This window comes from Aestuariivirga sp. (assembly GCF_020252405.1).
In the GTDB taxonomy this organism is placed as follows: domain Bacteria; phylum Pseudomonadota; class Alphaproteobacteria; order Rhizobiales; family Aestuariivirgaceae; genus Aestuariivirga.
The window spans coordinates 23880-37654 of the sequence record NZ_JADCDA010000071.1; the positions used below are offsets into that span (position 1 = coordinate 23880).

Annotated in this window: 12 protein-coding genes; 2 read left to right on the top strand and 10 right to left on the bottom strand. The window is 64.8% G+C overall.

Annotated features, from left to right (window positions below; genetic code table 11):
- Nucleotide 1 precedes the first annotated feature (1 nt).
- The 3 genes from IOC69_RS10900 to IOC69_RS10910 are packed head-to-tail and all read right to left on the bottom strand — an operon-like array spanning nucleotide 2 to nucleotide 1551.
- Complete coding sequence (locus IOC69_RS10900) at nucleotides 2-292, bottom strand: HigA family addiction module antitoxin (RefSeq protein WP_290543578.1); 291 nt, start codon at nucleotides 290-292, stop codon at nucleotides 2-4.
- 14 nt (nucleotides 293-306) lie between these two features.
- On the bottom strand, nucleotides 307-588 hold the full coding sequence (locus tag IOC69_RS10905; RefSeq protein WP_290543579.1) for a type II toxin-antitoxin system RelE/ParE family toxin: 282 nt from the start codon (nucleotides 586-588) through the stop codon (nucleotides 307-309).
- Between the two features lie 45 nt (nucleotides 589-633).
- The gene (locus IOC69_RS10910) at nucleotides 634-1551 is read right to left on the bottom strand and encodes a DMT family transporter (RefSeq protein ID WP_290543580.1); all 918 of its coding nucleotides are present in this window, start codon (nucleotides 1549-1551) and stop codon (nucleotides 634-636) included.
- 92 nt (nucleotides 1552-1643) lie between these two features.
- On the opposite strand from IOC69_RS10910, the gene IOC69_RS10915 reads away from it, so the two are divergent.
- Nucleotides 1644-3101, top strand: a complete 1458-nt coding sequence (locus IOC69_RS10915; RefSeq protein WP_290543581.1) for an amidase — start codon at nucleotides 1644-1646, stop codon at nucleotides 3099-3101.
- A 70-nt stretch (nucleotides 3102-3171) separates the two neighbouring features.
- Here IOC69_RS10915 and IOC69_RS10920 read toward each other — a convergent pair whose 3' ends face one another.
- From IOC69_RS10920 to IOC69_RS10940, 5 genes are all read right to left on the bottom strand, one after another.
- A complete protein-coding gene (locus IOC69_RS10920) occupies nucleotides 3172-3999 on the bottom strand; it encodes an alpha/beta fold hydrolase (protein WP_290543582.1) in 828 nt (275 codons plus the stop codon).
- A 2-nt stretch (nucleotides 4000-4001) separates the two neighbouring features.
- A complete protein-coding gene (locus IOC69_RS10925; protein ID WP_290543583.1) occupies nucleotides 4002-5135 on the bottom strand; it encodes an iron-containing alcohol dehydrogenase in 1134 nt (377 codons plus the stop codon).
- Nucleotides 5136-5154: 19 nt separating this feature from the next.
- Complete coding sequence (locus IOC69_RS10930) at nucleotides 5155-5871, bottom strand: DUF1194 domain-containing protein (protein ID WP_290543584.1); 717 nt, start codon at nucleotides 5869-5871, stop codon at nucleotides 5155-5157.
- A 9-nt stretch (nucleotides 5872-5880) separates the two neighbouring features.
- Nucleotides 5881-6996: an ABC transporter ATP-binding protein gene (locus tag IOC69_RS10935; protein ID WP_290543585.1), complete on the bottom strand. Its 1116-nt coding sequence runs from the start codon at nucleotides 6994-6996 to the stop codon at nucleotides 5881-5883.
- Nucleotides 6997-7131: 135 nt separating this feature from the next.
- The gene (locus IOC69_RS10940; RefSeq protein WP_290543586.1) at nucleotides 7132-8403 is read right to left on the bottom strand and encodes an aminopeptidase P family protein; all 1272 of its coding nucleotides are present in this window, start codon (nucleotides 8401-8403) and stop codon (nucleotides 7132-7134) included.
- A gap of 110 nt (nucleotides 8404-8513) precedes the next feature.
- Between IOC69_RS10940 and gcvA the strand changes: the two genes are divergently transcribed.
- Nucleotides 8514-9404, top strand: coding sequence for a transcriptional regulator GcvA (gene gcvA / locus IOC69_RS10945; protein ID WP_290543587.1), 891 nt, complete (start codon nucleotides 8514-8516; stop codon nucleotides 9402-9404).
- A gap of 580 nt (nucleotides 9405-9984) precedes the next feature.
- Here the strand turns inward: gcvA and parC are convergent.
- Both parC and IOC69_RS10955 read right to left on the bottom strand, forming a co-directional pair.
- Nucleotides 9985-12228, bottom strand: a complete 2244-nt coding sequence (parC, locus tag IOC69_RS10950; RefSeq protein ID WP_290543588.1) for a DNA topoisomerase IV subunit A — start codon at nucleotides 12226-12228, stop codon at nucleotides 9985-9987.
- A 254-nt stretch (nucleotides 12229-12482) separates the two neighbouring features.
- Nucleotides 12483-13775: ribonuclease J (locus IOC69_RS10955; protein WP_290543589.1), on the bottom strand; the 1293-nt coding region annotated here is incomplete at its 5' end.

Here is a 13775-nt window from a genome sequence, read left to right on the forward strand (position 1 = left end):
CTCAGGCCGCGGCAAGCGGCTCGATGCTGGAAACGTCGATGGTTTCGCGTGCGCGAGCCAGGTCCCAGGCGCGCTGGAGATTCATCCAGTACTCCGCCGTCGTGCCAAAAACCCGCGCAAGGCGCATGGCGGTATCCGCGGTGAGGGAGGTCTCGCCCTTCAAAAGCCGCTCGATGCGGGTGCGCGGCACATGGATGCGCCGCGCGAGAGCAATCGCGCTCAGACCCAGCGGGGCGAGGTAAAGCTCCTGAAGCACTTCGCCCGGGTGGGATGGATTGATGAGCAAGGACATGGCTCCGGATTCCTTCAATGATAATCCACGATCTCAACGTCAGCGGGGCCCTGATCGGTCCAGCGGAAACAGATCCGCCACTTATCGTTTATCCGGACGGAGTGCTGCCCTGCCCGATCGCCCTTCAGTTCCTCCAGCTGGTTGCCCGGCGGAAAGCGCAGATCTTCGATGGCCGCCGCCGCATCGAGGGCGGATAGTATCGCACGGGTTCGCCTCACCAGGTCGGCGGGAAAACCCTTGCCGAACCTGTCCCGTAACGCGTCCGCCGCCCATTTGCCCTTGGTGCCGACGATCATGAATGAATTGTATCATTACGTGATACATTGCGCAAGCATCCCCGCTTACGCATTCTGCCCCTTCAGTTCCCGCCACGTGTGATATCCCACTCCGCCCACCACCAGTGCGGTTCCCAGCGCGTGGGGCCAGGTGAAGGCTTCGCCCAGCAGCATGACGGCGAAACAGATCGTCAACAGCGGCGAGATGTTGGAGATCATGGCGGTGGAAGTGGCGCCGATTTTCGCCATTCCGGCGTTCACGGAGAAGGACGGGATCACGGTGGCCAGCAGCCCCGTGCCCGCCGCCAGCATGAAATAGTGCCACGACATCGACGTATCGAGGTGGCCCCGAACGATGAACACATGGGCGAGCGTCGTCACTGCGGCGGCCGAGAGCGCCACGGATGTGAACAGCGTCGCCCCCATCTCGGCAATATAGCGCTTGGCCATCAGCTGGTAGACCGCGAAGCTCACCGCCGAGCCCAGCACCAGCGCCGTGCCCAACGCCACGTCGGATCCGCCGGCCGAGAAGTCGGTGGCGAAGACGGCCGCGAGGCCCAGATAGGAGATGAAGGCGGCGGTCAGGCTGGTGCGGGAGAGCTTCATGCCGAAGAAGGCCGCCCCGATGAAGATCAGGAAGATCGGATAGGTGAACAGCGCCAGCCGCTCCAGCTGGGCCGTGACGTAGAGGAGCCCGCCGAAGTCGAGGATCATGGCGAGGAAATAGCCGATGAGTCCGATGCCGATGGCGCCGAGCACCGCACCCCGGCGCGGCATGGGCTTTCCCTCCGCCTTCCGCCGCGCGATCTCGACGGCTCCGACCACCACGAAGACCGGCAGCGCGAAAACCATGCGCCAGGCGAGGATCAGCAGCGCGTCCAAACGCTCCTGATAGGCCAGCTTGATGAAGATGGCCTTGGAGGCGAACAGCGCCGAACCCGCGGCAACGAGCAGGTATCCGATGATGAGGGCGCGGCGGTCCATCAAGGCTCTCTATACCGTGAAGACCTGCCCGTCAGCCCGGGGGATTGCAGTTCTGGCATGCGGCGGTAGGCTGGCGCCGACAGGAGTTCGCCATGCCCAACCTTCCCCTTCACTTCCGCTCCGCCACCGGTCTTGCCCGCCTGCTGCGCAGCGGCAAGATCACCGCATCCGCCCTGCTGGAGGATTGCCTCGGTCAGTATGAGGCTCACAACAAGGCGCTCAATGCCGTGGTGGTGACCGACATTCCGCGCGCCAAGCGAGCCGCAAAGGCGGCGGACCGGCGGCTGAAGGCGGGCAAGCCCATGGGCCCCTTCGACGGCGTGCCGATGACGGCCAAGGAAAGCTTCGACATGAAGGGCCTGCCCTCCACCTGGGGCGATCCGCGCTTCAAGGACAACATCGCATCGACCGATGCGGTGGCCATGCAGCGGCTGGAAGCGGCAGGCGCCATTGTCTATGGCAAGACCAACGTGCCGCTGATGCTGGCGGACTGGCAGAGCTTCAACGCCATCTACGGCGCCACCAACAACCCATGGGATGTGACGCGCTCGCCCGGCGGCTCGTCTGGGGGCTCGGCGGTGGCGCTGGCCACCGGCATGTCGGCGCTTGAGATCGGCTCCGACATCGGGGCGTCGATCCGCAACCCGGCGCATTATTGCGGCGTCTATGGCCACAAGCCGACCTACGGCGTCGTGCCCTATCAGGGCCACCTGCTGCCGGGCGTCGTCCAGCCGGGCGACATCACGGTGGCAGGTCCGCTGGCCCGCTCAGCGCGCGATCTTGCGGCGATGTTGAAGCTCCTCGCGGGGCCAGCAGGGCCGGAGGCGCGCGGCTATGCCCTGATGCTGCCGCAGGCCAGGCAGAAGTCGCTGAAGGAGTTCCGTGTCGCCGTGATGGTCACCGACGAGCAGTCGGAGGTGGACCTTCCCGTGCAGGACCTGCTTGGCAAGCTCACCCGGTTCCTGGGCAAACGGGTGAAGAAACTCTCCGCCACCGCGCGCCCCGCCTTCACGACAAAAGAGGCGATGGATGTCTACATCGCACTCCTGCGCTCGGCGACGAGCCGCCGCCAGTCGGATGCGGAGTTCGCGGCCAATTCCGCAAAGGTCGCGGCATCCGACCCGCGCGACGACAGCTACCTCACCAGGATGCTGCGCGCCTATGTGCTGCCGCACCGCGACTGGCTGAAATACAACGAACGCCGCCACCAGATGCGGCTTCTTTGGGAGCAGTTCTTCGACGACTGGGACGTGATGATCTGCCCCGCCGCCGCCTCCGCCGCTTTCCCGCATGACCACGAAGGCGAGCGCCACGAACGCAAGATCACGGTGAACGGCAAGCCTGTTCCGACCACGGATCAATTGTTCTGGGCCGGCTATTCCGGATGCTTCCTGCTGCCCTCCACCGTGGCGCCCATGGGCCTTACACCGGAAGGCCTGCCCGCCGGCGTGCAGATCATCACGAGGTGCTACGGCGACTTGACCTCAATCCACTTCGCCGAATTGCTGGAGAAGGAATACACAGGCTTCGTGCCCCCGCCGGGTTATTGAGGGCGAGAGCAGGTTTCAGTTCAGTGGAATCGAAACCTGCTCCCTCTTTGTTTGGTCGCATTTTCGAGGGTCAACCGGTGTCCACTTGACCTGAAAATGCTTTAGTGTTGGCGCGGAAGAAATCCGCCTCCCGCTCCCACACGCCGCGGTCGAACACGGCGTCGTGCGTGCCGCCGGGGATGATGACGAGCTCCTTCGGCTCATTGGCCATGGCGAAGAGGGCGCGGCCCTGCGCCACGGGGACGATGGTGTCGGCGTCGCCATGATGGATCAGGAGCGGTGCCTTCACCTGTCCGATGTAATCGCGCGAGCGGAACTGGTCCTTCATCAGCAGGCGCACCGGCAGCCACCAGTAGATTTCCGACGCAATGTCGACGGTCGCAGTATAGGGGGCCTCAAGCGCCACGGCGGCGACCGGCTTCCGTGCGGCCAGCTGCACCGCCACGCCGGTGCCGAGCGATTCGCCCAGCAGCACGATCTGCTGCGGTGACACGCCCTTGGCAATCAGAAAATCATAGGCCGTCAGCGCATCGGCGATCAGGCCCTGTTCGGATATGGTCCCCGTGCTCGCGCCATAGCCGCGATAGGACACGAAGAGCACGCCGAACCCTTGAGCCTGAAGGAAGGCGAAGCGCTCCGTCCGGTCGGCGATCTCGCCCGCATTGCCGTGGAAGAACAGCACGGTGGGCCTGTCGGGCTGGGCGGGGACATACCACAGCACGATGGTCTCGCCATCCGGCGTCTTCACCCGCTCCTCGGTGACGCCCGAAAGGCCCATCGCCTGGGGCGGCGTGCCCTTGTGGGCGGGGTGGTACTGCAAGCTGCGCTGCTGCAGATACATGAAGCCGACAATCGCCGCATAGGCCAGCACCGCGACGATGAGGACGGATTTCAACATTGTCAGGCCAACGCGAGGAAGCGCCCGGCCAGCATCACAAGGTCGCCGTCCGTTGGGTAGCGCAGCGTCGACTTGCGCATGGGTGCATTGGCGGGCGCGGCCATCTGCGCCGCCAGCGCTTCGGGCGTGACACTTTCAAGGCCGGGCGCCACCACAATGCCGCTCGCCCGCACAATGCGGTCAAAGGCCACCACCGGATCATCTCTTCCCATGGCCTGTGCTACGCGGGAGAAGGCCGAACGGTTTCCTTCCGCCACCCAATCCATGGTCGCCAGCATGGCAAGGCCGGTGGCTCGTCCATGCGGCATGGCCGCCAGATTGGCCAGGGCATGCGAGATGTTATGCGCCAGGGCCGTGCCGCAATTGTCGATACCGATGCCGCCATAGCAGGAGGCGAGCAGCATGGCGCCGCGCGCCGCGAGGTCATCGGGGTGCGTGACGGCGCGCGCGAGATTGGCGGCAATCAGGCGGATGGCTTCAAGGCAATAGAGATCGTTGCCGGGGTTCGCCTGCTTGTTGGTGGCGGCCTCGATCGCATGCACCAGCGCATCGAGCCCCGTGCCCGCCGTCACCGCGGGCGGAACGCCCACAGTGAGTTCCGGATCGAGGATCGCCACGTCCGGCTTCAATTCCTCGCCCCAGGCCCAGACCTTCGCCTTGTTCGCATCGGCATAGACAGACACGCGCGTCACCTCGGAGCCGGTGCCCGCCGTGGTGGGAACGGCGATGACCGGCAGCCGGTTCTGCGGCAGCGGCGTGGCGCAAAGCGCATAGGCCGAAGCGTCGAGGCCGGTCACGGCGCAACACGCCGCAAGCTTCGCCGTATCGAGTGCTGAGCCGCCGCCGAGGCCGATCACCGTGCCCGCACCATGCCGCCGCGCCAGCGCCGTGGCCGCATCGATGTCGGCCACCGAGGGCTCGGCCGTGAAGCCGTCATAGACATGCGACCCGACGCCCGCCTTGGCGAGCAGCTCCTGCGCCAGTCCGGTTATGCCCTGGCCTTTCAATGCCGGGTCAGCCACCAGCAGCGCCACGGCTCCGGCACCCGCCCGGGCCTGTGCAATGGGGCCGATGTCGGCGAGGCGGCCGGCGCCAAAGCGGATCTCGGGGACGGGGCTCAGCGTGAAACTGGACATGAGGCGCTCTTCAGAAAAATCACGTGATGCCGGGGCCGGTGATCTCGCGGACGAGCTTCCGCAAGATGGCCTCCGCGTAGGCATCATAGTCATTGGCGGGAATGACGAAATGGCCGGGTCCGCCTGCCGCGTTGTTCTCGAAATAGGTGTCGAGCGTCGGCCACTCGTTGAGGATGGTGAGGCCATTGATGGTGACGCCCTGCGCCACCACGTGGTCACGCACCGGGGCCACCGGCGGGCCGCTGTTGTTGCGGCCATCGGTCGAAACGTCGATCACCAGCCGCCCGGCGGTTGGCGCCGCCGCGAACAGGCTGGCGGAGAAGACGAGTGCGGTGGAGAGCGACGTGCCGCCCCCGGTAAGCTGGCGCCGGGTGTTGATGAAGACCTCGCCCAGTTCATCCGCACCGGCATCACCGGACACGACGGTCCACGGCACCACGATCTTCTGGTTCCGGTCATCCGACCATTGCACGACCGCCACCGCAATGCGCCGGCGCAGCCCTTGCGCAATGGCCCTCTTCACGGCTTCGTTCATGAAAGCCTCGCCGAGGCCGCGCATCTGCACATCATATTCACGCGAGTCGACGCTGAAGGAGCAGTCGATCGCCAGCACAAGGGCCAGATCGACCTCATGGTCATAGGCCCGGCCCGCCGGCAGCGGCAGCAGGAAGCAGAAGGAAACGGCAAGGCCCATGAGCCAGCACGCGACGTGTCGAAACCCGCGGCCGGCTGCCATCACCTCACCTCAGTGCCGGAACTCGGCAAAGTCCAGCGCGCGGCAGTCGGCAGCCTTCCAGCCCACCTTCACCTCGCGGCCCTCGGCGACGTCGTTGGAGGCGCCCTTGTTCGGCACCTTGACGATGAAATTGTTGTCACCCGCCACTTCAAGGCGCGCACGGATGTGGTCACCCAGATAAATCAGTTCCGCGATGCGGCCCGACAGGATCACGTCCGCCGTCTGCGCCGTGGGGTTGATCTCGACGCGCTCGGGCCGGACGGACAGAAGCGTGCGCCCGCCCTTCTCGCGCGGGCCGATGACCAGGGCCTTCACCAACTCGCCCGTCTCGAGCTTGACCGATGCGACATTGTCAGCCCCGATCTCGGCCACCGTGCCCTTGAGCTTGTTGTTCTCGCCGATGAACTGGGCGACGAAGGAATTGACCGGGCGCTCATAAAGCTCGGCCGGCGTCGAGAGCTGCTGCACCACGCCGTCGTTGAACACCGCGATGCGGTTCGACATGGTGAGGGCTTCCGACTGGTCATGCGTCACATAGACCATGGTCACGCCGAGGCGCTCATGGATGTGCTTGATCTCATATTGCATCTGCTCGCGCAGCTGCTTGTCCAGCGCGCCGAGCGGCTCGTCCATCAGCACCAGGTCCGGTTCGAACACCAGCGCGCGGGCCACCGCGATGCGCTGCTGCTGGCCGCCCGAAAGCTGGCCGGGGCGGCGGTTGCCCATCTGCGGCAGTTCGACCATCTTCAGCACCCTGGCAACGCGTTCCTCGATCTGCGCCTTCGGCACGTTTCTCACCTGCAGCGGGAAAGCGAGATTCTCGTTGACCGACATGTGCGGGAACAGCGCATAGTTCTGAAACACCATGCCGATGCCGCGCTTGTGTGGCGGCACGTTGTTGATCGGCCGGTCCTTGAGATAGATCTCGCCATGCGTTGCGGGCTCGAAGCCGGCCAGCATCATCAGCGTCGTGGTCTTGCCGGAGCCGGAGGGGCCAAGCATGGTCAGGAACTCGCCCCTGGCAATGTCCAGGTTGAGGTTCTTCACGACGAGCGTTTCGCCGTCATAGCTCTTCTGCACATTGACGAAGCGAACCATCGCATCGCTCAGCGGTTCCTTGGCCATGCTCCTGTGTCCTCGCCCTGTACGTGTCGATGGCTGCTTGAGAAAATATCATAGGGCGCGGACCCGGGGATGCAAGTCCCTCCTGCGCCGCGCCCCATGAAGGCGTCATGAGTTGAGTTCGTGTCTGGCGCGGTATCAGCGCTTCTTCCGGGGCGATTTCCTGGGTGCCGCTTTCCTGCGGGCGCCACCGCCCGCCTTCACGATCAGGTGCTCCGGGCCATAGGGGAAGCCGGTGATGTTGCGGTTGCCCTTCCCGGTGATGACCAGAATGTCATGCTCGCGATAACCGCCCGCACCCTTCTGGCCCTCGGGGATCATGATCATGGGCTCCATGGATACCACCATGCCGGGCTCCAGCACGGTGTCGCAATCCTCGCGCAGCTCGAGGCCGCCCTCGCGGCCATAATAGTGGCAGAGCACGCCGAATGAATGGCCATAGCCGAAGGTGCGGTATTTGAGCAGGTCGTGGCTGGCGTAGATCTCGTTCAGCGCCTTGGCCACGTCGGAGCACTTGGCGCCGGGAACGAGCAGCTTCTTGCCCTCGTCATGGACGTGGCAGTTGATCTCCCACAGGCGGATGTGTTCCCTGGACGCCTGTCCGGCGAACAGCGTGCGCTCAAGGGCGACGTAATAGCCCGCCACCATCGGGAAGCAGTTGAGGCTGAGGATGTCGCCACGCCTGATCTTGCGCGAGGTGACGGGGTTGTGGGCGCCATCGGTGTTGACCCCGGACTGGAACCAGGTCCAGGTGTCCATGAGCTCGCCCTGCGGCCAGACCCTGGCGATTTCGCGCACCATGGCCTGGGTGGAATGCAGCGCCACCTCATGCTCCGGCACGCCCACGGCGATGGCTTCAACGCAGGCCGCGCCGCCGATGTCGGCAATGCGCGTCATCCTGGCGATGTGCTTGATCTCTTCCGCGCTCTTGATCATGCGGAGCCGCATCGAGGGCGCCGCCACATCGACGAACTCGACGCTGGGAAAGGCATCATCCAGCTGCTTGCGGAAGTCGAGGTTCACATGGTCGAACTCGATGCCGATGCGCTTGGCGCCCTTCATCAGGCCCTGGATGGCGACGAAGTAATTCTCTTTCGACCAGTCGGTGTAGGTCAGATTGTCGCCGAAGGTGCGGCGCGCCGGCTGGCCGCCGTCGATCGCCGCCGTCACCGAGGTCGTCTTGGAGGGGGTGATGACCAGGCCGTATTTGCGGCCGAAGTAGCAATAGAGGAAGTCGGAAAGGTAATTGATGTTGTGGTAGCTGGTGAACAGGCAAGCATCGACCTTGGCGGTCTTCATCCAGCCGCGGATGCCGTCCTGGCGCCGCTTCATCTCCGCGTCGGAGAAGGTTGGCTTCGGCTTCTTGCCGTTGTTGCGATAGTCGACGACCGCGGGACGGGCGAGGTTCATGGGGCGTTTCTCCGGGTTTGAGATGCGCGGAACAACTTCCCCGGATCCGGCCTTGTGTCAAAAGACGATCCCTCACATACTGCATGAGTTTTTCTCATGGAGCCGTCCTGGTGTCCCGACTGCCGTCTCTCAATGCGCTTCGCTGCTTCGAGGCCGCCGCCCGCTCCGGCTCCTTCTCCAGGGCGGCGGCGGAACTGAACGTCACCCAGTCCGCCGTCAGCCATCAGGTGCGCCAGCTCGAACAATGGTTCGGCCTCACCCTGTTTGACCGGCTGGGCCGCCAGACCATGCCCACCCAGAAGGGCCAGGAACTGGCCCGCTCGCTGGCGGAGGCCTTCGACATCATGTCCGCCGCCTGCCGCCGCCTGCAGCAAAGCGAGCAGGGCCCGGCGCTCACCATCGCCGCGCTCCCCTCCTTCGCCACCATCTGGCTGATCCCCCGCCTGTCGCAGTTCCTTGGCGGTCATCCGGATATTTCTATAAAAGTTGTTTATGCTTTTGCCGATCACAAGATCGACTTCGGCGAGGTGGATATCGCGGTGCTCTGGGGGCCGGGAGAATGGGAGGGCTGCCGTTCCACGCGTCTTCTGCCCGGCAGCACCGTGCCCATCTGCAACCCCATTTACCTCGAGAAGGAAGGCCCCTTCGACGTGCCGCAGGCCATTCTGGGCAAGCCCCTGCTGCATGACACCGACCGGCTGGACTGGCAGAACTGGATGCGCCATGCCGGCCTTAAGCATGCCGGCCCATCGCCCGGCCCCATCTTTCAGGACTTCAACCTGCTGCGCGCGGCGGCGCTGGCCGGCCAGGGCATCGCGCTGTGCCCCAGGAGCCTCATCGCCGACGACCTGGCCTCGGGCCGCCTCGTCCAGCTCTTCGACACCGACATCAAGCACGACTACGCCTACTCGATCATCGAACCCGCCTCGGGCTCCGGCCGCAGGACGGAGGCGCTGGACATATTCAAGGACTGGCTGCTGTCAACGGCAAAGGGGAAGTAGGACACACCCAAACGGGACTCGTTTCGTCCCGGACTTCAGAGCGCGGCGACGGGAATGATTCCACCCCAATATCCTGCTGACACCATCGGCTATCTGCATCGACCGACGTGAGCCCGGTTTCGCATTGCGATGGATTTAGAGCAGGTTTCTGTTCAGCGGAATCGAAACCTGCTCTCTCTTTGGTTGGTCGCATTTTCGACGGTCAACCGGTGTCCGCTTGACCTGTAAATGCTTTGGTTCGAGCGGACATACTGCCAGATATTCTCCTGCGGATTCAGTTTCAGCGATCGCGGAGGCGGGAGCATTGCGGTGATGTTGGCGGGCATGCGCAGTTGGCGTGTCGTGTGTCACGCTGCCCGGTTCATGAGCAGGACAGCATGGGCATTGGATGCGACGCGGCGGGAGATTTCGGCGATGTGCAGTTGCATCGGTCCGGCGTCCGCCCCGAAAAGATATGCGTTGTCGCAGCGCTGGTCTGCCGGTTGCCGGGGCCTGGAGCATGATCTGGCGCCGGTTCCCGTCAGGTGATTCCGCCTTATCGGAACATGCGCCAGGGGTGGTGGAACGGGAACCCCCCGCCTCAGCTGAACTTGTTGCGCGACGGGAAGCCCTTGGGTGGGAGCCTGCCGGCCTGGGCGCGTTCGCCGATCCATTCCTTAAGGTCGGTGACCACGAAGTTGCGGCCCGAGCTGTCGGTCCAGCTGAGGCCGTCCTTCAGCTTGAAGGCGCGGGCGTCGCTCAGGCCGCCGTCCTTGAACTTCTGCAGACGCACGCCCTTGCCGCGCGCCATCTCCGGCACCTCGGTCAGCTTGAAGATGATCATCTTGCGGTTCTCGCCGATGGTGGCGATGTGGGTGGCATCCTCCGGCGCCACGACGCAGACGCAGGCCTCGGCCGGCGCCTTGACGTTCAGCACCTGCTTGCCCTTGCGGGTCGTCGCCACGCACTCGTCCTCCGCCACGATGAAGCCATCGCCCCCGGTGGAGGCCAGAAGCCGCTTCGTTCCCGCGACATGCACGAAGAGCGAGACGACCGAATCCGCGGCATCGAGATCGCACAGCAGGCGCACCGGCTCGCCGTGCCCACGGCCGCCCGGAAGCTTGCCCACCTCGAGCGTGAAGAACTTGCCGGAGGATGAGAACAGCATCACCTTGTCGGTGGACATGGCGTGGAAGGCGAAAGCGCCCTTGTCGCCGTCCTTGTAGGCGAGGCCGGAGACATCCTCCATGTGGCCCTTTATGGTGCGGATCCAGCCCTTCTCGGAGCAGACCACGGTGACGGGTTCCTTCTCGATCATCGACTGTTCGAGCTCGAGGTCGATCTCAGGGGCTTCCGAGAAGTCCGTCCGGCGGCGTCCGAGCGGCGTCTTCTTGGAGAATTTCTCCTTCACGGCCTTGATCTCCTCCGAAATCGCCGCCCACTGCCCGTCATCCGATTTCAGGAGCGCGTTCAGGGCCTTCTGCTCCCTGGCGAGATTCTGGTGCTCGCCGCGGATCTCAATTTCCTCCAGCTTGCGAAGCGCGCGCAGCCGCATGTTGAGGATGGCCTCGGCCTGCTCGCCGGTGAGCTTGAAGCGCGCCATCAGTTTTGGCTTCGGCTCATCCTCCTCGCGGATGATGCGGATCACCTCGTCGAGATTGAGGTAGGCGATCAGATAGCCTTCAAGAATTTCAAGGCGCCGGGCGATTTCGCCGAGGCGGAAGCCGGTGCGCCGGACGAGCACGTCCTTGCGGTGGTCAAGCCACTCGCGCAGAACTTGCCTGAGGCTCATCACCTTCGGCACCTTGCCGTGGCTCAGCACATTCATGTTGAGCGGGATGCGGGATTCGAGTTCCGTGTTGCGGAACATCTGCTCCATCATCAGGGTGGGGTCCACGGTGCGGCTCCTGGGCTCCAGCACGATGCGCACGTCCTCGGCGGATTCATCGCGCACGTCGGCAAGCAGCGGCAGCTTCCTGGCTGACAGGAGCTCGGCGATCTTCTCGATCAGGCGGCTCTTCTGCACCAGATAGGGAATCTCGGTGATGACGATCTGCCACATGCCGCGCGGCAACTCCTCGACGCTCCAGCGGGCGCGCACGCGGAAGCCGCCGCGGCCGGTTCTGTAGGCTTCGAGGATCGAGGCGCGGTCATCGATAATGATGCCGCCCGTCGGGAAGTCCGGCCCCTGCACCAGCGCGGCGATCTTCTCGTCGGTGGCATTGGGCGTCTTGATGAGGTGAAGCGCGGCGTCGCAGAGTTCGGCGGCATTGTGCGGCGGAATGGAGGTGGCCATGCCGACCGCGATGCCGGAGGACCCGTTGGCGAGCAGGTTGGGGAAGGCGCCGGGCAGCACCACGGGCTCCTGCACCGAGCCGTCATAGTTCGGGCGGAAGTCGACGGTGTCCTCGTCGAGGCCTTCGAGGAGGAGCTTCGCCACCTCCGTCATGCGCGCTTCGGTGTAGCGGTAGGCGGCGGCGCTGTCGCCGTCGATGTTGCCGAAATTGCCCTGCCCGTCGACCAGCGGATAGCGCGAGGCAAAATCCTGCGCGAGGCGGACGAGCGCATCATAGATCGACTGGTCGCCATGCGGGTGATAGCCGCCCATCACGTCGCCGACGATCTTGGCGGATTTCTTGAAGGCCGCATTGGGATCGAGGCGCAAGATCTGCATCACATGCAGCAGGCGGCGGTGAACCGGCTTCAGCCCGTCGCGCACATCGGGCAGCGCACGGTGCATGATGGTGGACAGCGCATAGGCGAGGTAGCGCTCTTCCAGCGCCTCCTTCAGGTCGATCTTCTCGATGTCGTTGGGGCCTTGCGGCGGAGGAACGTGCTTGCTCATGATTCGGCGCTTATAGCATTTTGGGCAGGGGGAATTCGATGCGGGAGCCGTTTAGGCCACAGGCCCGGAAATGCCGAACGGAATGTGAACGCGCTGTCCTCTCCCGCTGCGCGGGAGAGGAAGGGGCCCCAACGCAGTTGGGGTAGGTGAGGGAAAGCAGCGCTCCACACGAGCCGGACCCTGATCCCCTCATCTCCCCGTTGCTTGCGCAACGGGTCCCTTCTTCTCCCGCTGAAGAAGCGGGAGAAGACATCTCACACCTTGGCGACCGAAACCTTCACGATGGGCTTCTTGCCCCATGTCAGGTCCGCCGCGCGGCGCACCGCGGTGCGGATCGTTTCGGCGAGCTGGTCAACATCCTTGCGGCGCGGCTTGGGCGTGGAGCCGAAGGCGCGCTCCGCTGCATCCAGCAATTCGCCGTCGAGGCCTGCGGGAATGCCGTCGGTGATGAGTTCGATATCGGCGGCAAGCTCCGCCCTGGCGTCGATCACCACCGAGACGAAGACGATGCCAACAAAAGACAGCTTGCGGCGCTGCTTCGCCGGGCCATCCTCCGACGGCACGATGAGGCGGCCATCGACATGGAGCCTTCCACAGGGGGCCTCGTCGATGTCCTGCAGCGGGCCGGGCGCCAGCCTCACAATGGCGCCGTCGCGCGGGATCAGCACGTCGCGGATGCCCTTCGATTCCGCGAAGATGCGGTGGGCGCGAAGGTGGCGCGGCTCGCCATGCATGGGGATCAGCGCCCTGGGTTTCACCCACTCATAGAGCATCGCCAGCTCGCCCTGGCGCGGGTGGCCGGAGGAGTGCACGAGGTCGTCATCGCCCGTCACCGTGTCGATGTCGAGGCGCGCGAGGTTGTTGAGCACGCGGCTCACGTCCTTCTCGTTGCCGGGAATGGTCTTGGAGGAGAAGATCACGAGATCGCCCGGCTCCAGAGAAACATGCGGGTGCTGGTCCTCCGCGATGCGGGCGATGGCCGCGCGGGGCTCGCCCTGGCTGCCGGTGCAGAGCAGCATCACCTTGTCGGGCGGCAGGTAGCCGAACTCCTCCTGGTCGAGCAAACGGCCTGCGTCATTCAGCATGCCGCAGAGCCGAGCCGCCTCAATGGTGTTGCGCATGGCGCGGCCGGCGATGACCACCTCGCGGCCCGTGGCGCGCGCGGCGCGGATCGCCGTGGCGATGCGGTCCAGATGCGAGGCGAAGGTGGTGATGGCGACGCGGGCCCTGGCCTGTTTGACGATCTCGGTAATCCGCTCCGCCACGTTCTTCTCGGAGGGCGAATGGCCCTCGCGCAGCACGTTCGTGGAATCGCAGACCAGCACGTCGACGCCCTTGGCGCCAATCTCGCGCAGGCGCTTCTCGTCCATGCCCTGGCCGAGGACCGGCGTACGGTCGATCTTCCAGTCGCCCGAGTGCAGCACCCGGCCCCGGTCGGTCTCGATCAGCAGTGCCGAAGGCTCCGGGATCGAATGGGTGACGGAGATGAGTTCGAGGCCGAAGGGGCCGAGCTTGAACCTGGATCCCACCGGCATGACCTTGACCGG

Coding starts and splice junctions, on each gene's coding strand:
- IOC69_RS10900 (WP_290543578.1), bottom strand. CDS start 292: ATGTCCTTGCTCATCAATCCATCCCACCCGGGCGAAGTGCTTCAGGAG.
- IOC69_RS10910 (WP_290543580.1), bottom strand. CDS start 1,551: ATGGACCGCCGCGCCCTCATCATCGGATACCTGCTCGTTGCCGCGGGT.
- IOC69_RS10940 (WP_290543586.1), bottom strand. CDS start 8,403: ATGAACCTCGCCCGTCCCGCGGTCGTCGACTATCGCAACAACGGCAAG.
- IOC69_RS10905 (WP_290543579.1), bottom strand. CDS start 588: ATGATCGTCGGCACCAAGGGCAAATGGGCGGCGGACGCGTTACGGGAC.
- IOC69_RS10925 (WP_290543583.1), bottom strand. CDS start 5,135: ATGTCCAGTTTCACGCTGAGCCCCGTCCCCGAGATCCGCTTTGGCGCC.
- IOC69_RS10915 (WP_290543581.1), top strand. CDS start 1,644: ATGCCCAACCTTCCCCTTCACTTCCGCTCCGCCACCGGTCTTGCCCGC.
- IOC69_RS10920 (WP_290543582.1), bottom strand. CDS start 3,999: ATGTTGAAATCCGTCCTCATCGTCGCGGTGCTGGCCTATGCGGCGATT.
- parC (WP_290543588.1), bottom strand. CDS start 12,228: ATGAGCAAGCACGTTCCTCCGCCGCAAGGCCCCAACGACATCGAGAAG.
- IOC69_RS10930 (WP_290543584.1), bottom strand. CDS start 5,871: ATGGCAGCCGGCCGCGGGTTTCGACACGTCGCGTGCTGGCTCATGGGC.
- IOC69_RS10935 (WP_290543585.1), bottom strand. CDS start 6,996: ATGGCCAAGGAACCGCTGAGCGATGCGATGGTTCGCTTCGTCAATGTG.